A 23,417-nucleotide genomic window follows, 5' to 3' on the forward strand; every position below is an offset into this window, starting at 1 on the left:
CGCCTCACCAGATCAACGATCAGTGCGTCCTTCTGCTCCGGTGTCAGATCCTTGATGTCGGGCATCTTCGTCATGTCCTTCACTATGCACAACCTGGTAGCAGTTTACAAGCGCTGAATAGTTACGCGGCAGGCAAAGAAAAGTAGGTGCCCGCCCCGCACAGGGGCGACGCTAATAGACCAATAACAAAGCAAGGAAAGGCCAACGCCGTAAAAGCACAATGCAAACAAGCGCGCGCAGGCAACCACTTCAAGAAAAGCCCAACGCCGTAGGCAATCAGACAATAAGCGCCGAACAGGCAACCACCCCACCCCCGACGGCAACCGAACAAAGCCCCCACGCCGACCGCGTACAATACCCCCTTGTCTAACGCCTTCCGGCAACCTCAATGTCCTTCGATTTCTTCCTTCCCTGTCCGCGCGGCCTTGAAGCCTCGCTCGCCACCGAGCTCGCCGAAATTGCCGCGAAGCACCTGAACGGCGCGCCGTTCACAGCCGGCGCGCAAGTGCCCGGCGGCGTGCATTTCCGCGGCGGCTGGGCCGCCGGCATGGCCGCCAATCTGCACTCACGGCTCGCAAGCCGCGTACTGCTGAAAATCGCGCATCGGCCGTACCGCAGCGAACAGGACGTCTACGCGCTCGCGCTCGAACAGCGTTGGGAGCAGTGGTTCTCGGCGAACGAAACCCTGCGGGTGGACGTCACCGCGATCAAATCGCCACTGCGCAGCCTCGAATTCACAACACTGCGCGTCAAAGATGCAATCTGCGACCGTCTGCGTGAAGTGAGCGGCGCGCGTCCAAACATCGACACCGCGATGCCCGACGTGCGCGTGTTCGCGTTCCTCACCGCCACCGATTGCACGCTCTACCTCGACACCTCCGGCGATCCGCTCTTCAAGCGCGGCTGGCGCCTGGACAAAGGCGCGGCGCCGCTGCGCGAAAATCTCGCGGCAGGCATCCTGCGTCTGACCGGCTGGACGGCCGGCACACCGCTGTACGACCCGATGTGCGGCAGCGGCACCTTCCTCGCGGAAGCCGCGCAAGTGGCGCTGAATATCGCGCCGGGCGCGGAACGCCGCTTCGGCTTCGAAAAGCTCAAGCAATTCGACGCCAAGACCTGGCAAACGCTAAAGGCCGCCGCGCTCGACGCCAGGCACGCCGCCCGCAACTCGCGCGCCGATCTGCAGATCTTCGGCAGCGATATCTCTGGCGACATGCTGGACAAGGCGCGCGCGAACTTCCAGCGCGCCGGTCTGCCGTCGATTCCACTCAAGCAGGTCGATGCGCGCGGCATGGCGGCGCCGTCGGCTGAGCCCGGCATCCTCGTCGCAAATCCGCCGTATGGCGAACGGATCGAAGTGCGCGGCCGCAACGCCCGCGGCGAAATCCGCGAAGGACGCGCCACGCGTGAAGGCCGCGAAGACGACGGCTTCCGCCGCGCCCAGGAAGAAACGCCGGATAGCGAATTTTTCCAATCGCTCGGCGATGCGCTGAAGCAGCGCTTCACCGGCTGGCACGCATTCATCCTGACGTCGGATCGCAAGTTGCCCGGTCAGTTGCGTCTGCGTGAATCGACCAAGACACCACTCTTCAATGGCGCGCTCGAATGCCGGCTGTTCCGCTTCGATCTGATCGCCGGCAGTGTGCGCCAGCGCCCGCAGAATAACGACACGCCAGCGGCCTAAGCCGGCGCAAAGCAAAGCAAAGCAAAGCAAAGCAAAGCAAAGCAAAGCAAAGCAAAGCAGCATCGAAGAAAACCGCGGATTCAAGTTCGCGGTTTTTTTTCGCCAGTGCCTCGCCGATCAGCCGGCCTCGCCCACCCTACTGCCACCCCGACTTCTCCACCCGTCTGTTCGCGCCCGCGACACCAGCTCTGCCGTCTCCGCCATCCCGCCATAGCTACCGGCGCCCCGCGCGCTCATCGTCCGCCAGTTCCTTTTGCTTCCCTTGCAAGCCCTACTGACACTACGCTGTCAGTAGCACCCCCGCACACTCCTTCTCACGCCATCCGGCGCTTTGCACGGCTTACCGCCATCCACAGGAGAGTGTCATGTCCGCATCATCCAAAGTTGTTGCATGGTTCGAGATTCCGTCCGTCGATTTCGATCGCGCTGTGCGCTTTTACGAAGCCGCGCTCGAGCTCAAACTGGATCGTCAGGAAATCGGCGGCCAGCCGATCGCGATCTTCGGCTACGAGGAACCGGCTACCGGCGGCGCGATCGTTCATAGCCCGTCGATGACACCGACCGACGACGGCGTGCTCGTCTATCTGAACGCGCAGCCGACGGTCGACGCAACCCTCGCCCGCGTCGAACAGGCCGGTGGCAAGACCGATGGTCCGGTGATCAAATTGCCGCAGGACATCGGCTATATCGCGTTCTTCACCGACACGGAAGGCAATCGCCTGGGCCTGCATTCGCGGACCAACGGCTAACACGCCACGCGGCACACCAGCGCGGCGGCCAGCAGCCCCCGCGCGGAACGCCGACCGGAGCGCGGCATGCGGCGCTATCATCGCGGAACTGTCCCCGTTCTTTTCTACAAGACGCCCACGATGACGCGCCGCGCCGACCGCCTGTTCCAGATCGCCGAACTGCTGCGCGGACGGCGTCTGACCACCGCGCAACAACTCGCCGACTGGCTGAACATCTCGCTGCGCACCGTCTATCGCGACGTGCGCGATCTGCAATTGTCAGGCGTACCGATCGAAGGCGAAGCGGGCATCGGCTATCGATTGAGCCGCGCAGCGAGCCTGCCGCCGCTCACCTTCACCGCCGATGAACTGGCCGCGCTCGCAGCCGGCGCGCGGATGCTCGAATCGTGGGGCGGCGCCGGCTTCGCGAGCGGCGCGCGCGGCGCGTTGGCAAAGATCGCGTCGGCGATGCCCGCCGACAAGCGGGCGACGCTCGAACGTCTGGCGATCTTCGCGCCGTCGTTTCACATCAAAGCGGATTTCTCAGCGAAAGTGGACGTCCTGCATCGAGCAATCGACGCACGGCATGTCGTGAGCTTTGCCTACACCGATGCAAACGGCGCGGCGACCGAACGGCGCGTATGGCCGCTGGCGCTGGCGTATTGGGGCGCGCGCTGGACACTCGGCGGGTGGTGTGAATTGCGCGGCGACTTCCGCAATTTCGGACTCGAGAAGATTCAGACTCTTCAAGTGCTCGAACCGTATCCGGATCAGGAAGGCAGACGGCTAGCAGACTTGCTGCGGCATGTGAACGCAAAGGCGAGATAAGAATACCGATGCACCAGCGAGTCTGTGAGACGCGAGCGCTCATCTTCGCGGTGAGATTCGGCAGTGTGTCTGGACGTTCGACGCGCAGCGGCGATTGACGGCTATGTCGCGTACAGTCAGATGCACGGACAACGCGGTGCGTTCGGCGCGTTCGGTGAGGAAGGGTTGTCCTGGCCAAGGCCCTCGACAACCCAGGCCCGCTATTCCACCGCCTTCACCATATCCTCAATCACCTTCTTCGCGTCGCCGAACACCATCATCGTCTTGTCCATGTAGAACAGATCGTTGTCGAGACCCGCGTAACCCGCAGCCATCGACCGTTTGTTCACGATGACCGTGCGCGCCTTATACGCCTCGATGATCGGCATGCCCGCGATCGGCGACTTCGGATCGTTCTTCGCCGCCGGGTTCACCACGTCGTTCGCACCGAGCACCAGCACCACGTCGACCTGGCCGAACTCACCGTTGATGTCGTCCATTTCGTAGACCATGTCGTACGGCACTTCGGCTTCGGCGAGCAGCACGTTCATATGGCCCGGCATACGGCCGGCCACCGGGTGAATCGCGTACTTCACCTCGATGCCCTTCTCGACCAGCTTGTCGGTCAATTCCTTCAATGCATGCTGCGCGCGCGCCACGGCAAGCCCGTAACCCGGCACGATCACCACGGTTTCGGCATTGCCGAGCATGAACGACGCATCGTCGGCCGAACCCGATTTCACCGGACGCTGTTCCGCCGAACCGCCCGCGGCCGCCGCACCCGCTTCGTTACCGAAACCGCCCAGAATCACGTTGAAGAACGAGCGGTTCATCGCCCGGCACATGATGTACGACAGGATCGCACCCGACGAGCCGACCAGCGAGCCCGCGATGATCAGCATCGGATTGTTCAGCGAAAAGCCGATACCCGCCGCCGCCCAGCCCGAGTACGAGTTGAGCATCGACACGACCACCGGCATATCCGCGCCGCCGATCGGAATGATGATCAGCACGCCGAGCACGAAGGCGATGATCGTCATGATGATGAACGGCAGCCACGCCTGCGTGAGGAAGAAGATCACGCCGAAACCGAGCATCCCCAGTGCGAGCAGCAGGTTGATCAGGTGCTGCCCCGCATAGACGACCGGCGCGCCCTGGAACAGCCGGAACTTGTATTTGCCCGACAGCTTGCCGAACGCGATCACCGAACCGGAGAACGTAATCGCACCGACGAACGTACCGATGAACAGCTCGATCCGATTGCCGTACGGCAGGAAACCCGGCGCGGTGTTCTCGGGATCGACGAGCCCGAACGCAGCAGGCTCCGACACCACCGCATACGCGATACATACCGCAGCCAGACCGATCAGCGAGTGCATCGCCGCGACCAGTTCCGGCATCTTGGTCATTTCGACGCGCGCGGCGACAAACGCACCGATCGCGCCGCCGATCACCAGCGCGACCAGCAGCAGGCCGAGCCCCAAACCGAGATTCGAGCCGAGACCGTTAGCCTGTTTGATGATCAGCGCGATGGTGGTGAGAATGGCAATCGCCATCCCGGCCATGCCGAAGGTATTGCCGATGCGTGCCGTCTTCGGATTCGACAGCCCCTTGAGCGCCTGGATGAAGCAGACCGACGCGACCAGATAAAGCAGCGTGACGACGTTCAGACTCATTACGCGTTCTCCTTGGCCGTCTTGTCAGCGAGCAGCTTCTTCGGCTCTTTCTTCCTGAACATCTCCAGCATTCGCCTCGTGACGAGAAAGCCGCCGAACACGTTCACCGCGGCAAGCGCCACCGCGAGCGTGCCGAAGAACTTGCCGGGCGTGCCCAGCGTGAGGCCGGCGGCGAGCATGGCGCCGACGATCACGATCGCCGAGATGGCGTTGGTCACCGCCATCAGCGGCGTATGCAGCGCGGGCGTGACGTTCCAGACGACGTGGTAGCCGACATAAATCGCCAGCACGAAGATGATCAGATTGATGACGGTGTGGTTGATGACTTCCATCGCCGCGCTCCTATGTAAGTTCGCTTCAGGTCTTGCGCGTGACTTCTCCGTCACGGGCCAGCAGCGTGGCCGCGACGATGTCGTCCGCGAGATCGATATTGAGGGCGCCTTCCTTCGTGACGATCAGTTTGAGGAAGTCGAGCAGGTTGCGTGCGTAGAGCGACGACGCGTCGGCGGGCACCATCGAGGCCAGATTCGTATAGCCGACGATCGTCACGCCGTGTTTGATCACGACCTGATCCGCTTCGGTCAACGGACAGTTGCCGCCGGGCCGCCCTTCGTACTCAGCGCCCCGGCCCGCCGCGAGGTCCACCAGCACGGAGCCGGGTTTCATCGCCTGCACGGTTTCCACCGAGATCAGCGTGGGCGCGGCCCGGCCTGGAATCAGTGCGGTCGAGATCACGATGTCGGCCTGTTTGGCCCGCTCATGCACCAGGGCGGACTGACGCGTCAGCCACGAGGGCGGCATCGGCCGCGCGTAGCCACCGACGCCCTGCGCGGCTTCACGCTCTTCATCGGTTTCGTACGGCACGTCGAGAAACTTGGCGCCAAGCGATTCGATCTGCTCCTTCACCGCCGGACGCACGTCGGACGCCTCGATCACGGCGCCCAGCCGCTTGGCGGTCGCAATCGCCTGCAAACCCGCCACCCCCGCGCCGAGAATCAGCACGCGGGCCGCCTTCACGGTGCCGGCCGCCGTCATCAGCATCGGCATAAAACGCGGATAGAGCGTGGCCGCCAGCAGCACCGCCTTGTAGCCGGCGATGTTCGCCTGTGAACTCAACACATCCAGGCTCTGCGCACGCGTGGTGCGTGGCGCGGCCTCCAGCGCGAATGCGGTCACGCCCGCAGCCGCCAGCTTTGATGAGTTTTCGGTATTAAAAGGATCGAGCATCCCGGCCAGCGTCGCGCCGCGCTTGAGCAGCGGCAATTCGGCGTCGGTCGGGGACTGGACTTTGAGGACGAGATCCGCGCCGAATGCGGTAGCCGCATCGACGATTTCCGCGCCGGCGGCCGTAAAGGCGTCGTCGGGAAAGCTCGCGCCGGTGCCGGCGCCGCTCTGGATCGTGACCCGATGGCCCTGGGTCACATACTTCTTGACCGTTTCGGGCGTCGCGGCGACGCGGGTTTCGTGCGCGCGCGTCTCGGCTGGCACTCCGATGTGCATCTTTGCTCCTCCTCGACTTCCTGTTTTACGACAGATGCGCCGACGAGGCACGCCGGCTTGCAATTGCAACGGCTAACGCGTCACTTTAACCGAAACAGGGGGGTGCGCAGAAATCGGGGACAATCCGGGGTTCCTGGCCCAGCGGGCGTCTGGCAGGAGGCCGGCCGCAGGCCGCCCACCGCCGCTCACCCAGTTCCGGGCAGCCCAAGCCCATAAACGGTAAAATGCGCACCCATGAAACCAGAAACCTGGGCGCCGCACGTCACCGTTGCGGCCATCGTCGAGCGTGACGGACGCTTTCTCGTCGTCGAGGAACATACCACCGACGGCCTGCGCCTGAATCAGCCCGCCGGCCATCTGGAAGCGGGCGAAACGCTTCTGCAAGCGGTCATCCGCGAAACGCTCGAGGAAACCGCGCATCCGTTCACGCCCGAGGCGCTGGTCGGCATCTATATGACGCATTTCGAGCGGCCCGGCAGTGAGGGCGTGACCTATCTGCGCTTCACGTATTGCGGCACGAGCGCCGAACCGGACGCGGCACGCGCGCTCGATCCCGACATCGTCCGCACGCTGTGGATGAGCGCCGACGAATTGCGCGCCTGCCCCGAACGGCATCGCACGCCGCTCGTCATGCAATGTCTCGACGATTACCTCGCGAGGCGGCGCATTCCGCTCGACTTCGTGCACACGCATTCGGTCGGGCATAAGCAGACGTAAGCGGCAGATATAAGCGGCCGCAGCCACGGCATAGGCAGACATAGTCCGGCCTAAACCGTCATAAACGAGCCTGAGCCGTCACGAGCGGCCAACCAGGCGACCGAACCACGGTCAACCCACGATCAACGAAGTCACGCAGTACCCAGTGAGCACCTTATGAGCAAGCAGAAAGTCGTAGTAGGCATGTCGGGCGGCGTCGATTCGTCGGTTACCGCGTGGCTGCTGAAGGAGCAGGGTTACGACGTGGTCGGCCTGTTCATGAAAAACTGGGAAGACGACGACGATAGCGAGTACTGCTCGACGCGGCAGGACTGGATCGACGTCGTCTCGGTGGCGGACCTGATCGGCATCGACGTCGAAGCGGTCAACTTCGCCGCCGAATACAAAGACCGCGTGTTCGCCGAATTCCTGCGCGAATACTCGGCCGGCCGCACGCCGAACCCCGACGTGCTGTGCAATGCCGAGATCAAGTTCAAGGCCTTCCTCGACCACGCGATGTCGCTCGGCGCGGAAACCATCGCGACCGGCCACTATGCGCGTGTGCGTGAGAACAACGGCCGCTTCGAACTGCTGAAGGCCTTCGATCATACGAAAGATCAGTCGTACTTCCTGCATCGGCTGAATCAGGCGCAGTTGTCGAAAACACTGTTTCCTCTAGGCGAGATTCCAAAAACCAGAGTTCGCGAGATCGCCGAACAGATCGCGCTGCCGAATGCGAAGAAGAAAGATTCGACCGGCATCTGCTTCATCGGCGAACGGCCGTTCCGCGACTTCCTGAACCGCTATCTGCCAACCAAACCCGGTCCGATGAAAACCACCGACGGCAAAGTGGTCGGCGAACATATCGGCCTCGCGTTCTACACGTTCGGGCAGCGCAAGGGCATTGGCCTCGGCGGCAGCAAGGACGGCAGCGGCGAGCCGTGGTTCGTCGCCGGCAAGGAGATTGCCTCGAACACGCTGTATGTCGCGCAAGGCCACGACCATCCGTGGCTGCTAAGCCATACGTTGAGCGCGGGCAATACGAGCTGGGTTGCAGGCGAGCCGCCGGCCGACGGTTTCGCGTGCGGCGCGAAAACGCGTTACCGGCAAGCGGACGCGCCGTGCACATTCGGCGCAAGCGCGGCGGGGGCCGGCGAGGGCCTGTTCGAACTGAATTTCGACGCCGCCCAATGGGCTGTCACACCAGGGCAATCTGCGGTGCTCTACGATGGCGACGTGTGTCTCGGCGGCGGCATCATCGAACACGCGGTGACCGGGCAGCCCGCGGCGCGCGAGGCGCAATCGGCCGCGTTGCTAACCGCCCGCTGAGCCATGCGTTTTGTCGTGCGGCAACGTTGAGCATCGCCCGAGCTCGCCGCACGCGCTTCACCTTCCTGACCCATCTTCACGCTTCACCCACCTGTTTCACCTTCGAGCCGCAGCTAGCTTCACCATAACAAGCAGTTGTTCGTTTCCTTCGCGACGGATTCCGTCTGCGCCCACGGCGTCGACGATCCCTGCGTGACGATCTTCACTGCACTGGAGTCCCCATGTTTTCTCGACGTTATCTGGCGATGTGGTGCGCAACCGTTCTGCTCGCCGTCTGTGCGGCGCTCGCCGCGACGCATCATCTTGCGTGGTTCTGGATTATCGTGCCGGTGGTGCTGGTCGCGCTCGGTCTGTTCGACCTGACGCAGGAACGCCACGCGATTCTGCGCAACTATCCGCTGTGGGGCCACTTCCGCTTCCTGTTCGAATTCATCCGCCCGGAAATCCGCCAGTATTTCGTCGAGAACGATACCGACGAGAAGCCTTTCTCGCGCGCGCAACGCAGCATCGTCTATCAGCGCGCGAAGAACGACGTGGACAGCCGCCCGTACGGCACCGAGCTCGACGTCAAGGCCGTCGCGCATGAATGGATCAGCCACTCGCTCGCGCCGACCACGCTCGATAACCACGACTTCCGCATCGTCGTCGGACCGGAGCGCAAGCAGCCCTATTCGATGTCGATCTTCAACGTCTCCGCGATGAGCTTCGGCTCGTTGTCGGCGAACGCGATCATGGCGCTGAACCTCGGCGCGAAGAAAGGCAACTTCGCGCACGACACGGGCGAAGGCTCGATGTCGAAATACCATCGCGAACATGGCGGCGACATCATCTGGGAAATCGCCTCGGGCTACTTCGGCTGCCGTAACGACGACGGCACCTTCAGCGCCGAGAAGTTCGCGAAGCAGGCCGCCGAACCGCAAGTGAAAATGATCGAGGTGAAGCTCTCGCAAGGCGCGAAGCCCGGTCACGGCGGCGTGCTGCCGGCCGCGAAGATCACGCCCGAGATTGCCGAGACGCGCGGCGTACCGATGGGCCGCGACTGCATCTCCCCCGCCACTCACTCCGAATTCTCGTCGCCCCGCGGCCTGCTCGAATTCGTCGACCGTTTGCGCATGTTGTCGGGCGGCAAGCCCACCGGGTTCAAGCTGTGCATCGGGCATCCGTGGGAATTCTTCGGTATTGCAAAGGCGATGCTGGAGACGGGGATTCTGCCGGACTTCATCGTGGTCGACGGGGCGGAAGGCGGCACGGGCGCAGCGCCATTGGAGTTCACCGATCACGTCGGCGTGCCGTTGCAGGAAGGCCTGCTGCTGGTGCACAACACACTGGTGGGTATCGGCTTGCGTCAGCGCATCCGGATCGGCGCGAGCGGCAAGATGATTACCGCGTTCGACATCACGAAGACGCTGGCAATCGGCGCCGACTGGGTCAACGCGGCGCGCGGCTTCATGTTCGCGGTGGGCTGCATTCAGGCGCAGACCTGCCACACCGGCCGCTGCCCGACGGGCGTCGCCACCCAGGATCCGGTGCGTCAGCGTGCGTTGGTGGTGCCGGATAAAGCCGACCGCGTGTTCAACTTCCATCACAACACGTTGCATGCGCTGAAGGAAATCATTCAGGCGGCGGGGCTCAAGCATCCGGCGGAACTGCGCGCGCATCACATCGTGCGGCGCGTGTCGTCGCATGAGGTGCAGCTGATGTCCGAACTGTTGAAGTATCTCGATCCGAATGATCTTCTGAACGGCAACTATCGCTATACGCTTTACGAAAAATATTGGCCTATGGCGCAGAGCGATTCGTTTGCGCCGAAGGTTGAACTGGCGGCGACTTAAATCGGTTATAGCGGCGATCGGCTGACGTGCCGATCGTCGCGGCTTTTAGACGCGGATTACGAGTTCAGGGAGAAAGTTAAGAATCCTTGAGAACTCGTCTTATATACAAGCGCTGTTCTGGACCGTACATTAGCGGAGTCTTTCGCCCCGCTTAATGTTCATGGTTATGTCCACCTCGCTCCGCAGCCGCTCTCGGCGCTCATACGCCACTCGTCCGAATTCGCTGCGGCGGGATGCGCGTCAATTCAATTCAAGACTTTATCTCGACCACGCTCTCGCCGAATATGGCGAGGCTAACTGGCATGCTCTGCCTTGCGGCAATTGCAGGTGCAACCGGGGACCGTTTGAAGTCGGTGCGAATGTTCACTACGTGATTCACTACGTGATAGCTACCTGCAGGCGCTATCACGTCGGACACTGAACGGAATATTCAGACGCCTTGATACCCCACAGCCCGGATCTGCTCAACCGGTTAATCAAGAACTCATCCGAAATGTTCTGACCTGAATCAGGAGAATCGCTGATACACGGTGCCGATTCGATCCGGCGCATTTTCAAGTCGAACAAACGCATCTTGGTATTCCTGCTTTAAATAAAGAGACCGTTAGACGGCTCTTTTATGCGCAATTGAATGCACAGGAATCTAAGTTAATTGTATTGGAGTTGATTTCATTGATGAGCGCGTCGAATTTAACAGGTGAAAGGTTGCTGACCAGCGTGGCGTCGCATGCGGAAGAACGTTTGCACTTTATTGAGCAATTGTCGCGCGGCCGGGCGCCCTATAAGGTTGTCACGCTGCTCTCCCTTGAAGGCCGACTTGACGAGGAGGCGTTGGAACGCGCGCTGAGCGAACTCGTCGTGCAACACGAAGTATTGCGTACCGGCTTTACGTCCGTGCCCGCGGGCCTGGTTCGGCAAGTGTATGCCGAGGTATTCGCACAGCTGCATCGCCTGGATCTACGCGAATTGCAGAAGACTGACGGTTGCAGTGCGGTCGATCGGCGCTTGCGAGCATTGGCCGACGAGCCCTTTGATCTGGCCAGACCGTCGCTGATGCGCGCGGTACTGGCTCAGGTCGCGGACAGCCAATGGAGGCTGCTGATCGTCTGCCACCACATCATCTCGGACGGCCGCTCTCAATTAGTCCTCGTCCGCGAGTTGGCGGCGCGATACGTTTCACTTGTTCAGCGCGGTGAGTCGGTACCGCTTGCATCTGCCGGCGCGGTAGCGATTCGTCAATTTGCCGAGGGTGATAGAGAGTACGCCGACACCATGGCGGGTCGAGCTGAGGCCAGGTACTGGAAAGAACGGTTGACCGGTCTATCAAAGGAATTTCCATTTCCATACGATGGCGACGTACAGGCAAAGCGGAATTTCCGCGGCGAAACTGCTTTCTTCGAATTGTCGCAGCATGAGCTTGCACCATTGTTCCGGCTTGCCGGCGGTCAGCAGTTCGTCGCCATTCTTGCCGTTTGGGGTGTATTGCTCGGTCGATACGCCGGTCAGTCCGACGTTGTTGTCGGCGCCCCTTTCTCCCGGCGCATTCACGAGAACGAACAGACGGCCATCGGCTTCTTCGCCAATACGCTGCCGATGCACATCGACCTGCGTGGAAATCCCAACTTTCCCATGGTGTTGGAGCGAGTTCGGCATTCAGTCGTGGGGGGATTGGAGAACCAGCGGCTCGATTTCAACCATATCATCGAATCAGTCTCCACCCAGTCCGAGGGCGCCGAGCACAGGAATCGCGACGCGTGGCTTCGCTCAATCGTAGTGGCCCGAGAGCCCGTCACCTCGGATTTCGGTCCGGAACTGGTCGCGCGAACTGTCCCGTTTGCGCTCTCCGGTGCGCGCGTCGATCTGCAACTCACGCTGGAATCCAAAGACGGCGGCCTTTTCTTCGAACTCGAATACGATACGGATCTGCTGAACGCCGCAACGATCAGCCGCATGATCGGACACTTCAAACAGCTGTGCGGCCAGTTGCCGAAACACGCTGACCTGCCAATCCCTACACTTCCGATACTCACCGAGACCGAACGCGCGCAACTCGATAACGATTGGAACGCAACCCGCCGGGATTATTCGGAGCGAACCGTAACGGCCGAGATCGACCGTCAGGCGAGACAGACGCCTCATGCCATCGCATTGGAGTTCGGGGATGAAAAGCTGACCTACGAGGAGTTGATGTGTCGCGCAAATCGACTCGCGCACCATCTGCGGCGTGCAGGCGTCGGCCGGCAAGACCTCGTCGGTGTTTTCATGCATCGCTCGGTGGAAATGGTGGTGTCGTTGTTGGCCATCCACAAGGCACAGGCAGCTTATGTTCCGCTAGACCCGGACTACCCGCCGGAGCGTGTCGACTACATGATCGAAGACGCCGGCATGGTCATGATCCTGACGCAAGCTCAGTTGGCGAATGCGCTCAATACCCGCACGATGCTCGTCGACGTTACCAGCGTACTGGCACACGCCGACCTGCCGGTTACACCATTGGACTTGCCGATCGAAGAAGACTCGCTGGCCTACATGATCTATACGTCGGGCTCCACCGGGCGGCCGAAAGGCGTATTGCTCGAACATGGTCCGCTCGCCAATCGGCTGGCATGGATGCAGGAGGCGTTCCCGCTCGATTCGACTGACCGGGTCATTCAAAAGACACCGTTCAGCTTCGACGTCTCGGTGTGGGAATTCTTCTGGCCGCTGATGTACGGCGCGGGAATTGTCATGGCAGAGCCGGGCGTGCACCGAGACCCCGCCGCGCTGGCAAACACGATTCGCAAACACAATGTGACGGTTGCGCACTTCGTGCCTTCCATGCTCGAACTATTCCTGGACAGCGCAGTTGGGCCGCTACCCAGGCTCCGCTTTGTTTTCAGCAGCGGCGAAGCACTATCGGCAACCACGGTCGGCACTTTCTACGAACAGTTCACGGCGCAGTTGCACAACCTCTACGGACCGACCGAAGCCGCTATCGATGTATCGCATTGGCACTGCACGCAGGACGACGTCCACGGTGCTGTGCCGATCGGCAAGCCGATCTCCAATGTTCGGCTTTATGTACTCGACGAGGCAGGAAATCCGCAACCGGCAGGCTTGCCCGGCGAGCTCCATATCGGCGGCATGTGTCTCGCGCGCGGTTACCACCGCCGCCCCGAACTGACTGCTGAACGCTTTGTGAACGATCCATTCAACGGCGAGAAACATGCACGGCTGTACAAGACCGGAGATCTGGCGCGTTTTCGGGCCGACGGCGCAATTGAATATCTCGGACGTATCGACGACCAGATCAAGCTGCGCGGACTCCGTATCGAGTTAGGCGAAATCGAAGCCTGCTTACGTGAAGCGGCTGAATGCGGAGAAGCCGCCGTGCGTCCTTTCATCGCACCAAGCGGAGCCACCCTACTCGTTGGCTATTACCGCTCCGGGGCGGAATGCGACGCGACGGAGCTGACGTCCAGACTCGCCCGGAAGTTGCCGGAGTACATGGTCCCGTCGGCGTTCATGCGGGTGGACCACATGCCGTTGACTCCCAACGGAAAGCTAAACCGCAAAGCGCTTCCCAACCCGCCCATTCGTGAGCATGCCGACGCGGACGCCGATGGGCTGGAACCGCCGAAGGGGCTGCACGAGCAATGCATTGCCCGCTGCTGGCAGGACATTCTCAATGTCCGCGACGTGAGTCGAAACAGCAGCTTCTTCTCGCTGGGTGGCGACTCCATCCTCGGTATCCGCTTGATTGCCATGATGCGCGACGCCGGGTACGAGATCACGATCGCCGATCTGTTCTCACATCATCGATTGGCCGACCTGGCAGCCGTTGCGCGTCGTACAAACGAACAACATGAGGCGGCCCGGACAGCGCCCGCTGACAATTGCGATCTGGATTCGTGGCCGGCCTCCCAACTCCAGATCGGCATGATCTATCACAGCCGGCTCAACCCGGAGATACCTGTCTATCACGATATTTTCCGGTATCGGGTCGAGGTGCCCCGAGTCGACAAAGCCGCGCTGGCGAGCGCGTGGAGAATGCTTGCTGAGCACCATCCCACCCTGCGCGCACGTTTCGATACAGAAACCTGGGACGAGCCGCGCATGGTAATCGAGAGCGCCCCCGCATTGCCGGTAGAGGTCGTCGAATGTCCACCCGGACAGGACCTCATCGGTCAATGGGTGGAACACGAAAAGCGCACGCCGATCGACCCGGCAAGAAGTCCCGCCTACCGGCTGCGCTTTTTTATCACCGGGCCCAACCAGGTCGTGGTCGGCTTCGCATTTCACCATGCCATTCTGGATGGATGGAGCGTGGCATCCGTGCTCGAGGAGTGGGTCAATTGCTACGGCGACATACTCGCCAGCCGCGACATCGTGCGAAGCACAACTGACGCGACCCAGATGGCTCAAAAGCGCTATGCGGAGTTGGAGCGACACGCTATGGCCGACGCTGAACAGGCTGAATTCTGGCGCGGCCTGCTGGGTCCGGCCGAGATGTTCGAACTTCCTCGCCTGGCGGACGAATCCGGTAAGCCGGGTACGTCGATGGAAGTCGCTGTCATGGGACGCCCGCTCGATCCGCGGTTGGTCGACGCCCTGCGGCAACGCGCACGCGACTGGGCTGTGCCACTCAAGAGTGTATTTCTGGCCGCCCACATCCGACTGCTAGGTTTTGTCGGCAACCGGCGCGATGTCGTGACCGGGCTCGTGACGAATGGACGACCGGAAACCGACGGCGCCGAACGGGCGCTCGGGATGTTCCTCAATACACTGCCTTTCCGTGTCGAGTTGAATGTCAATGACAGTTGGAAAGAACTGGCTGAAAAATGCTTCGCGCTCGAACAACGACTGCAGCAGCATCGCTGGTACCCGTTGGCCGCCATTCAACGCGTCGCGGGAAGCGCGGCAATATCCGACGTCATTTTCAACTTCACCAACTTCCATGTGCACAACCGTGACGCCGCGGTGAACGAGCCGAGGATCGAGTCCGTTGACTATTTCGAGCAGACCAATGTCCCGCTTGTCGTGTACGTGGGATGGAACGCATTCTCGGAAGGCTGGGAATATCGAATGGGCTACACGCCCAACCAGTTCAGTGCCGAACAGATCAGCCGCTATCTTGACTATTACGGACGCGCTCTCGCCGCCCTTGCCGTCCATGGCGACGGCAAATGGATCGATGACATGCTGCTGTCCGCGAAAGAGCGGGACGCCGCCCTCGCCGGCCCGGCTCAGGAAACCGTTCCGGGGCTCGGGGGTCACGACAATATCAGGGACCGTTTCGAAGCCATGGTCGTCGCCCATGGTGATCGAATCGCCGTTTCGTGTGGCGAACGCGAATGGACCTATCGCGAACTCGACCGGCGCGCCAATGCGCTGGCCGCCCATATCGCCCAATGTAGCGTGCGGCCTGGCGATCGGGTCGCAATCGCATTGGAACGCGATCTGGAGATGGTACTTTCCATTGTGGCTGTCATCAAAGCAGGCGCAGCCTATGTTCCAATCGACCCGGCCAATCCGGCCCAGCGGATCGCCACAATCGTTGCGGACTCCGGGGCGCGGCTGCTGATCGGCACCGAGTCCGTGCTTTCCGATCTGCCGGAGCGCCCGTGCATTGCCGGCACGCAGGCGGCACTGGAGGCAATCGCCGCGGCCGGCGCCGATGCCCGCCCCGCCACGGAGCTTGGCGCACAAAGCAGCGCCTATGTGATCTTCACGTCGGGCTCGACGGGGCGGCCCAAAGGTGTGCTGGTCAATCACAGCAACGTATTGCGCTTGTTCGGCGCGACGGATCAGTGGTTCCATTTCAACGAGCATGACCGTTGGACCTTATTCCACTCCTTCGCTTTCGACTTCTCCGTCTGGGAAATGTGGGGCGCATTGCTTCACGGTGGCGAGCTTGTCGTCGTGCCATATTGGGCAAGCCGCTCCGCGGAAGACTTCGTCGATCTCGTGTTGACCAAAAAAGTCACGGTCCTCAACCAGACGCCATCGGCCTTCCGCAATAACCAGCGAGAATTGATCCGACGTTGCGGTCCAAACCCTGCCGACCTGCCGCTGCGCTATGTGATCTTCGGGGGCGAGGCGCTGGATTTCGCCCCGCTTGCTGACTGGATCGGACAGTTCGGCGACGAGAAGCCGCGCCTCGTGAACATGTACGGCATCACGGAGACCACGGTCCACGTGACGTACCGGCCCGTGCGTCGTGAGGATGTTCAGTCTTCACGCAGCCTTATTGGCACGCCGATTCCTGACCTCGCGCTTTACGTTCTGGACCAACATCTTCAACCGCTGCCTGTCGGCACCGTGGGTGAGCTGGTGGTTGCCGGCGCAGGCGTCGCGGGTGGTTACGTCAACGCTCCCGATCAGTCTCGTGAACGTTTCGTCGAGCGCGACTTGACCGGAAGTGGACGGCACGCGCGCCTTTACAAGTCGGGTGACATGGCTCGTCGGCTTTCAGGCGGCGATATCGAATATGTCGGGCGCGCGGACGCTCAGGTGAAGATTCATGGCTATCGAATCGAAACCGGCGACATTGAGGCCGCCCTGGTGAACCACCCGGCGGTTGCTTCCGCGCTGGTGATTGCATTCAAACGCAGCAACGGCGATATGGCTCTCGCAAGTTACTACGTGGTCAAACAGGAGCGTTCCGTGGCGGTGCAAGCGCTACGCGATCATTTACAGGCCCTGCTTCCCAGCTACATGGTGCCTTCGTTCTTTCTGCAGATGGAAAGCTGGCCTCTGACGATCAATGGTAAGACCGACCTGAAGGCGCTACCCAATCCCGAATCCGGCGCTGGCGGCTCGCCGCGTAGTCATGCCGCACCTCGCACAGCGGCCGAAGCGGAAATGGTTCGGACGTGGCAGCAGGTTCTCGGCACACAGGAGATCGGCATTGACGACACGTACTACGCGCTCGGCGGCGATTCCATTCAGGGAATTCGTCTTGTCGGCGCACTGCGCCGGCACGGGTTCGACGTGGCACTCGCCGATCTGTTCAAACTGCAGACCATCCGCAAGCTGTTTGATCACAACGTCGCGCTTGGGAGCGGCGCAGCGCGGCAGGCGGACGGGTCCCTTCAGGCTATGGAGCGCTTCGGGCTGCTCTCCACCGCGGACCGGCAACGCATTCCCGCGGGCGTTGTCGACGCTTATCCGGCTACACAACTACAGCTTGGTATGGTGTTCCATACCAAGCTAGACCCTGCACAGGCCACTTTTCACGACCTGATCAGCTACCGGATCGAGCTGCCGTTCAATCAGCTCGCGCTTGCCGGCCTGCTCGAGCAGATGGTCCGCCAGCACGACGTGCTGCGAACGTCGTTCGCTCTGACAGGTTATTCGCGCCCGCTCCAGCTCGTACACGAGAATGCAACGCTTGCGCTTGCGGTGCACGACATGGCCCACCTCAACGAAGCCTATCAGGAGGTGCTGATCGACCAATGGTTTGAAGCTGAGAAAGCCAGTGCATTTCAGTGGAACGCGGCACCGCTGATGCGCTTTTTCGTACACCGGCTGAGCGAGGAGAGATTTAACTTCTCGGTGAGCTTCCATCACGCCATCATCGACGGCTGGAGCTTCTCCCGCCTGATGGCCGGACTGCTCGACAACTATCGTCGTGCCACCCTTCGCCTGCCGCCGGTACCGGCGGAGCAGAGCACATTGGCCTATCGGGATTACGTTCGTCTCGAACTCGACGCTCAGCACGACGAGCAGTCGCGAAGCTACTGGATGCGCAGGCTGCAAGGCGCGCCCTACACCAAGCTGCCACGGGTTCCCGAGAAGGACCCCTATCATCGCTGGTCGGAGGCGTCGCTGTGTGTCGATGAAGGCGTGCACGCTCGCCTGTCGCGATCCGCGACCCGACGCAACGTAACGCTTCGCCAACTGTGCCTCGCCGCCCATCTGCGCGTGCTGGCGCTAATCACGCAGCAGAAGGATGTCACCACAGGCGTCTTCGCCCATGGTCGCCCCGAGCATGTCGACGCGGACCGCATGATCGGCCTGTTCCTGAACATCCTGCCGGTGCGCGTGCCGGTGAGCGCCGACTGGAACGAACTGATTGCGGATGTTCAGCACTTCGATCACGAACAGCTTCCTCATCGTCGATATTCATATGCATCGATACAACGAGACCAGGGCGGACGGCGGCTAGTCGAAACGGGATTCAACTTCGTCGAATTCGGTTCATATCGCGACCGCTTAGGCTCCGCCGGCGCGGCGGTGATCAGCGACATCCGTTGGTTCGAACACGCGGACTTCGCGCTGCTCACGACCTTCGAAGTCGATCCATTTACCGGTCAACTCCGCTTGTCCTTCAACGCGGCCGCGCAGGTACTGAGCCAGGATGCATTGGAGACAATTGCCGACATCTACCGGAACGTGTTGCGCGACCTGGCGAACACGGACCAGCAAGGCGACGCGGTCGAATCGCATAGCGCGGTCCGTCCGCTGGAAGTCCTGCTTGCGGAGTTACCCAGGATCGAAGACCGTATGCCGGACAACTATGATCGCGACGGCGCGGTCCCCTGCAGACTTCCGCGCACCAGGGCACCGGTGAATCTGACGGCCGTCTGGCATGTGTTCGTGGAGATATATCGGGAAAGGGCGGGCGAGAGCCCAGACGGATCTGCCGTGCTGGATTTCCAGCCGGACTCGCTCGAGGCGCTGCGGATCGTCAGCGCGCTACGCGCACAATGCGGCGTCAATATTCCGTTGCGCGTGTTGCTCGGGGACGACCCGGTTCGGGCCACGTTGCGTCTGCTCGACCAGTTGCCCGCTGCCGCAGCCAGGGGTTGAACGTGCGCTCAACGTTCGTGTCGATTTTGGTGGCCTCGCTGGGCTCGACGATCATGTGGCTGTTGCTGGTGCCGTATTTCGATCAGGTTGCCCAGTCCAGCCGCCTGGTAGGGTTGCTGGGCATGGAGCGGCAGATCGCCATGGTCGCCGGATCGCTGCTGGCGGGGACATGGGCCGACAGAGGGCGAGTCATTCAGAAATTTGCTCTGCTGGAGGCGGCGCAATTGGGGCTCGCGCTCGTACTTCTTGGAAAAATACTTTTTTCTCACAGTGTCACCTCCGCGTTCGTTCTGGCGTGGACCGGCCTGCGATTCATCATCGTGGGCGCTACGACGATACTGGCTTACAGACTGCTCGCGGACCTCAGCGGCTCGGGTTCGCGCGGTGCGGTCACACACATGGTCACGTCGCCCCAGGGCGCCATGGTTTTCGCGTCGATCATCTGCGTGCTCATTCCGGTCTGGACTTCGCATTCCATGGTCACTGCCCTGATCATCGACGCGTTGACTGCCGGCTGTTTGGTGGTTTTCCTCTTCAGTCGCGGGAACGCAAAAGAGGATGAATCCAGTTGGACGGCATGTCGATGGCGAAATACGGGCAGCGCTATTCTGAGCGCTTTTCTGAGCGCTATCCGAAGCTTCTGGCTACCGGCGTTGCGTCCGTGGTCCTTTGTGCAGATCTGCTTTTTGACCGGCCTTTCCGGAATGATGGTCTACGGTTACGCGATCGCCGAGAGGCAAGACGTCGTTCCTGTGCAAATCGGCTTCGCGGCATCGTGGTTTTTTTACGGCTTGGCTTTCTGGCTCACTGCGCCGCTCTTGCGCAGTGCCAGCGTGGCAAGGCCATCGGCGGTCCTATTTTCTGTGGCGCTTGTCGCATGCGGCTTGTTAGGCACCCTGGTCGACCTGTCGCACGTCAGGGTCCACGCGCTGATCTACGTCGTGCTGACTCTGGTCAATGCGTTCTGGCTTCATTACACCAACGCGCAGATCCTGCGGCGTGCCCCGTCGCACGCGGTGGGACAAATTCGCGCCAGCATGTTGTTTTATCTTGGCGTCGTGTTCGGTTTCGGTGAACAGATCGCTGGAATCGCGCTGACCGACGCGGCCAGAACGGCATCACTCGGCGTGGTTCGCCTGCTTGTCGGATTGATATTGCTGATAGCCGCGGCTCTATGGGGCGGCCAGCCTGAGACGCTCGCTTCGGTTCCATCAAGACGCCCGCGGGAGGCGCGGTGACGAAAACTCCGTGGATCTTTGAAACGTTATCGATGAGGTGCTCGAATGGTAGTGGAAGAAATCGTCGCGGGACAACTGGCTGCGTACAATCGACGCGATCTGGAAGCGTTTTTAGGTTTCTACGTCGATGAGGTACGGGTCTATGCGTTCCCGTCGGGTGCGGAAATGACGGATCGTTCCGGTTCGGCATTTCGCCCCCGGTATCACCACCTGTTCCAATCTAGTCCATCGCTCAAGGCCGAGCTTGTCAGTCGTGCCGTGCACGGCAACATAGTGATCGACAGCGAACGTGTGTCGGGCTTTCTGAACGACGATTCAGTCCGTCACGCGATTGCGATCTATCAAGTGGGTGCGACAAAGATCGAAAAAGTCTGGTTCGTTGGCCAGGAAATCATGAAACCGGCGCGGAGTCTTAGGTCTTAACGGTGAGTTCTTGCAGAAAGATAAGAATCCTTAAGACTCCGTCTTATATACAAGGGCGGCGGCGGACCGTACATTTGCGTGATCCTGTTCCCGCTCAAAGTTCATGGTCACGCCCTCTTCTGTTCCGCTGCCGCTCGGCGAGCACACTCGACTCGTTCAGACGCGTCATGGCTGGATGCTCGCCAATCCAAACGACTTCTATCTCGGCCGCGCGCTGATCGAATACGGCGAATGCAGCGAACTCGAATCTGCTGTGTTGCGACAGTTACTGGTGCGGCCGGGCATTGTCGTGGAAGTCGGCGCGAATATCGGCGTGCATACCGTTCCGTTGGCACGCGAGGCGCAGGCGCGCCGCCAGGTGCTGGTCGCGTTCGAGCCACAGCCGGTGATCTTTCAGAACCTGTGCGCGAATCTCGCGGCCAATCAGTTGCGTAATGTGCTGGCGTGGCCGTATGCGTGCGGAGCGGGCGCGGGCACGCTGCATTTCGCGCGGCCTGACTATGACGCGCCGGGTAACTTCGGCGGCGTGCCTATGTTGACGGAGCCCGCGGCGAACACGCTTGCGGTACCGTGCGTGCGGCTCGACGATGTGCTGCGCTCGCATACCGTCGGGCTGTTGAAGCTCGACGTGGAAGGGTTCGAGTTGAGCGCGCTGCTGGGCGCGGAGGAAACCATCGCGCGCTCGCGGCCGGTGATTTACGTGGAGAACGACCGGCTCGACCGGTCGCGGGCGTTGATCGAGTGGCTGTGGTCGAAGGAGTATCGGATGTGGTGGCATTTGCCGCCGTTGTTCAATCCGGGGAATTTCTTTGGGCGCGCGGAGAATATCTACGGCAGGCTGCTGTCGTGCAATATGCTTGCGCTGCCGCGGGCGTTGGAGATGGAGATCGATGGGTTTGTGGAGGTGACGGATGCGGATTCGGCAACGCATGCGTTGATGAGTTTGAGTAGCTAGCCGCCCGGACACTTCCCGAAAGACAAACTACAATCGGCCGCCCGCAGCGGCCTTTTTTCGTTCGGGGAACCCTCCACTCCTCCTCCGCCCCCGCAAAACGGACACCCCCCTCCCTTTCCGTTAAAATCTACGGTTTAGCACTTCGCTCCACGGCCAGCCCGCGCGCTTCGGCGCTTACGGCGCGGCCCCATGCCCGAAAGGCACTTCATGCTCACGTTTCAGCAAATCATCCTGACACTGCAGTCCTACTGGGACAAACAGGGTTGCGCGTTGCTCCAGCCGATCGACATGGAAGTCGGCGCGGGCACGTCCCACGTCCACACCTTCCTGCGCGCCATCGGTCCGGAACCGTGGCGCGCCGCGTATGTGCAGCCGTCGCGCCGCCCCAAAGACGGCCGCTACGGCGAGAACCCGAACCGCCTGCAGCATTACTACCAGTACCAGGTCGTGCTGAAGCCGGCGCCGGAAAACATCCTCGACCTGTACCTCGGCTCGCTGGAAGCCCTCGGCTTCGACCTGAAGCAGAACGACGTGCGCTTTGTCGAAGACGATTGGGAAAACCCCACGCTCGGCGCCTGGGGCCTTGGCTGGGAAGTGTGGCTGAACGGCATGGAAGTGACCCAGTTCACCTACTTCCAGCAGGTCGGCGGCCTGGATTGCAAGCCGGTGCTGGGCGAAATCACCTACGGTCTCGAACGTCTCGCGATGTATCTGCAGAAAGTCGAGAACGTCTACGACCTGGTCTGGACCGAGTGGGAAGAGCAAGGCCCGAACGGCCCGGAAATCCGTCGCCTGACCTATGGCGACGTGTACCACCAGAACGAAGTGGAACAGTCGACCTACAACTTCGAGCGTGCGAACGTCGATCTGCTGTTCACGTTCTTCAACAGCTACGAAGCGGAAGCCAAACGCATGATCGAAGCGCAGATCGCGCTGCCCGCTTACGAACTGGTGCTGAAGGCCGGTCACACGTTCAACCTGCTCGACGCACGCGGGGCGATCTCCGTCACGGAACGTGCGGCGTATATCGGCCGGATTCGCGCGCTGTCGCGCCTGGTCGCACAGGCTTACTACGACTCGCGCGAAAAGCTCGGCTTCCCGATGCTCGGCAATCCGGTGCACGGCGTGCCCGGCCTCACGACCGACGAGCAGGATGCCGCCATGCCCGCGTGGGTGCCGCCGCTCAAAATCGAACGCAAGATCGACCCGGACTGACGAGAACATCAAGAAATGACTCAACCCCATCAAGCTACCCTCCTCGTCGAGCTGCTAACCGAAGAACTGCCGCCGAAAGCGCTCGCGCGCCTCGGCGACGCTTTCGCCGAAGGCATTGCGCAGCGCCTCGCGGCGCGCGATCTGGTCGAAGGCGAACTGTCGTTCGAACGTTATGCGACGCCGCGCCGCCTCGCCGTCACGATCAGGAACGTGCGTTCGGTCGCGCCGGAAAAACACGTGCGCGAAAAAGTGCTGCCGGTTTCCGTTGCGCTGGACAAAGACGGTCAACCCACCGCGCCGCTCGCCAAGAAACTGGCCGCGCTCGGCTTCCCCGACTTCTCGGTAAGCGACCTTGAACGCGCGCAAGACGGCAAGGCCGAAGCGTTCTTCCTGCGCTACGCCGCACCGGGCGCGACGCTCGCCGAAGGCCTGCAAGCCGCGCTCGACGAAACGCTCGCCAAGCTGCCGATCCCGAAGGTCATGACGTATCAGCGCCCGGACGGCACCAACGTGCAATTCGTGCGTCCGGTGCATCGCCTGA

General features: G+C 61.4%; 15 protein-coding genes. 12 read left to right on the forward strand and 3 right to left on the reverse strand.

Features of this window, described 5'->3' with window-relative positions; translation table 11 throughout:
• Window positions 1–388: 388 nt before the first annotated feature.
• The 3 genes from QOC89_RS00780 (at window position 389) to QOC89_RS00790 (ending at window position 3,240) form a co-directional block, all read left to right on the forward strand.
• Window positions 389–1,684, forward strand: coding sequence for a class I SAM-dependent RNA methyltransferase (locus QOC89_RS00780; RefSeq protein WP_323043278.1), 1,296 nt, complete (start codon window positions 389–391; stop codon window positions 1,682–1,684).
• 365 nt (window positions 1,685–2,049) lie between these two features.
• Window positions 2,050–2,433 carry a VOC family protein gene (locus QOC89_RS00785; RefSeq protein ID WP_323043279.1) on the forward strand — a complete coding sequence of 128 codons (384 nt, stop codon included), beginning with the start codon at window positions 2,050–2,052 and terminating at the stop codon, window positions 2,431–2,433.
• A gap of 66 nt (window positions 2,434–2,499) precedes the next feature.
• Window positions 2,500–3,240, forward strand: a complete 741-nt coding sequence (locus QOC89_RS00790) for a YafY family protein (protein WP_323043280.1) — start codon at window positions 2,500–2,502, stop codon at window positions 3,238–3,240.
• A gap of 200 nt (window positions 3,241–3,440) precedes the next feature.
• Here QOC89_RS00790 and QOC89_RS00795 read toward each other — a convergent pair whose 3' ends face one another.
• From QOC89_RS00795 to QOC89_RS00805, 3 genes are read right to left on the reverse strand one after another with little or no spacing between them, the layout of a single operon-like run.
• Complete coding sequence (locus tag QOC89_RS00795; RefSeq protein ID WP_323043281.1) at window positions 3,441–4,895, reverse strand: NAD(P)(+) transhydrogenase (Re/Si-specific) subunit beta; 1,455 nt, start codon at window positions 4,893–4,895, stop codon at window positions 3,441–3,443.
• Window positions 4,895–5,227 carry an NAD(P) transhydrogenase subunit alpha gene (locus QOC89_RS00800; RefSeq protein ID WP_323043282.1) on the reverse strand — a complete coding sequence of 111 codons (333 nt, stop codon included), beginning with the start codon at window positions 5,225–5,227 and terminating at the stop codon, window positions 4,895–4,897. The genes QOC89_RS00795 and QOC89_RS00800 overlap by 1 nt, the downstream gene beginning before the upstream one ends.
• 25 nt (window positions 5,228–5,252) lie before the next feature.
• The gene (locus QOC89_RS00805; RefSeq protein ID WP_323043283.1) at window positions 5,253–6,395 is read right to left on the reverse strand and encodes a Re/Si-specific NAD(P)(+) transhydrogenase subunit alpha; all 1,143 of its coding nucleotides are present in this window, start codon (window positions 6,393–6,395) and stop codon (window positions 5,253–5,255) included.
• A gap of 234 nt (window positions 6,396–6,629) precedes the next feature.
• On the opposite strand from QOC89_RS00805, the gene QOC89_RS00810 reads away from it, so the two are divergent.
• The 9 genes from QOC89_RS00810 to QOC89_RS00850 form a co-directional block, all read left to right on the forward strand.
• Window positions 6,630–7,112 carry an NUDIX hydrolase gene (locus QOC89_RS00810; protein WP_323043284.1) on the forward strand — a complete coding sequence of 161 codons (483 nt, stop codon included), beginning with the start codon at window positions 6,630–6,632 and terminating at the stop codon, window positions 7,110–7,112.
• A 156-nt stretch (window positions 7,113–7,268) separates the two neighbouring features.
• Window positions 7,269–8,420 carry a tRNA 2-thiouridine(34) synthase MnmA gene (gene mnmA, locus QOC89_RS00815; protein WP_323043285.1) on the forward strand — a complete coding sequence of 384 codons (1,152 nt, stop codon included), beginning with the start codon at window positions 7,269–7,271 and terminating at the stop codon, window positions 8,418–8,420.
• A 221-nt stretch (window positions 8,421–8,641) separates the two neighbouring features.
• Entirely contained in the window at window positions 8,642–10,252 is a 1,611-nt protein-coding gene (locus QOC89_RS00820) for an FMN-binding glutamate synthase family protein (RefSeq protein ID WP_323043286.1), read from the forward strand.
• A 627-nt stretch (window positions 10,253–10,879) separates the two neighbouring features.
• Entirely contained in the window at window positions 10,880–19,045 is an 8,166-nt protein-coding gene (locus QOC89_RS00825; RefSeq protein ID WP_323043287.1) for a non-ribosomal peptide synthetase, read from the forward strand.
• Entirely contained in the window at window positions 19,042–20,283 is a 1,242-nt protein-coding gene (locus QOC89_RS00830; RefSeq protein ID WP_323043288.1) for a hypothetical protein, read from the forward strand. Before QOC89_RS00825 ends, QOC89_RS00830 begins: the two co-directional genes overlap by 4 nt.
• A 51-nt stretch (window positions 20,284–20,334) precedes the next feature.
• Window positions 20,335–20,706: a nuclear transport factor 2 family protein gene (locus QOC89_RS00835; RefSeq protein WP_323043289.1), complete on the forward strand. Its 372-nt coding sequence runs from the start codon at window positions 20,335–20,337 to the stop codon at window positions 20,704–20,706.
• Between the two features lie 103 nt (window positions 20,707–20,809).
• Complete coding sequence (locus QOC89_RS00840) at window positions 20,810–21,661, forward strand: FkbM family methyltransferase (RefSeq protein WP_323043290.1); 852 nt, start codon at window positions 20,810–20,812, stop codon at window positions 21,659–21,661.
• A 207-nt stretch (window positions 21,662–21,868) separates the two neighbouring features.
• Entirely contained in the window at window positions 21,869–22,876 is a 1,008-nt protein-coding gene (gene glyQ / locus QOC89_RS00845; RefSeq protein ID WP_323043292.1) for a glycine--tRNA ligase subunit alpha, read from the forward strand.
• 15 nt (window positions 22,877–22,891) lie between these two features.
• Window positions 22,892–23,417, forward strand: a 526-nt coding sequence (locus QOC89_RS00850) for a glycine--tRNA ligase subunit beta (protein WP_323043291.1), incomplete at its 3' end; no start/stop codon positions are given.

It is taken from the genome of Paraburkholderia sp., from assembly GCF_034668105.1.
In the GTDB taxonomy this organism is placed as follows: Bacteria; Pseudomonadota; Gammaproteobacteria; order Burkholderiales; family Burkholderiaceae; genus Paraburkholderia.

What these genes read in the sequence shown, in the direction of transcription:
- QOC89_RS00780 (WP_323043278.1), top strand. Translation starts at nt 389, where the DNA reads ATGTCCTTCGATTTCTTCCTTCCCTGTCCGCGCGGCCTTGAAGCCTCG.
- QOC89_RS00785 (WP_323043279.1), top strand. Translation starts at nt 2,050, where the DNA reads ATGTCCGCATCATCCAAAGTTGTTGCATGGTTCGAGATTCCGTCCGTC.
- QOC89_RS00790 (WP_323043280.1), top strand. Translation starts at nt 2,500, where the DNA reads ATGCGGCGCTATCATCGCGGAACTGTCCCCGTTCTTTTCTACAAGACG.
- QOC89_RS00795 (WP_323043281.1), bottom strand. Translation starts at nt 4,895, where the DNA reads ATGAGTCTGAACGTCGTCACGCTGCTTTATCTGGTCGCGTCGGTCTGC.
- QOC89_RS00800 (WP_323043282.1), bottom strand. Translation starts at nt 5,227, where the DNA reads ATGGAAGTCATCAACCACACCGTCATCAATCTGATCATCTTCGTGCTG.
- QOC89_RS00805 (WP_323043283.1), bottom strand. Translation starts at nt 6,395, where the DNA reads ATGCACATCGGAGTGCCAGCCGAGACGCGCGCGCACGAAACCCGCGTC.
- QOC89_RS00810 (WP_323043284.1), top strand. Translation starts at nt 6,630, where the DNA reads ATGAAACCAGAAACCTGGGCGCCGCACGTCACCGTTGCGGCCATCGTC.
- mnmA (WP_323043285.1), top strand. Translation starts at nt 7,269, where the DNA reads ATGAGCAAGCAGAAAGTCGTAGTAGGCATGTCGGGCGGCGTCGATTCG.
- QOC89_RS00820 (WP_323043286.1), top strand. Translation starts at nt 8,642, where the DNA reads ATGTTTTCTCGACGTTATCTGGCGATGTGGTGCGCAACCGTTCTGCTC.
- QOC89_RS00840 (WP_323043290.1), top strand. Translation starts at nt 20,810, where the DNA reads ATGGTCACGCCCTCTTCTGTTCCGCTGCCGCTCGGCGAGCACACTCGA.
- glyQ (WP_323043292.1), top strand. Translation starts at nt 21,869, where the DNA reads ATGCTCACGTTTCAGCAAATCATCCTGACACTGCAGTCCTACTGGGAC.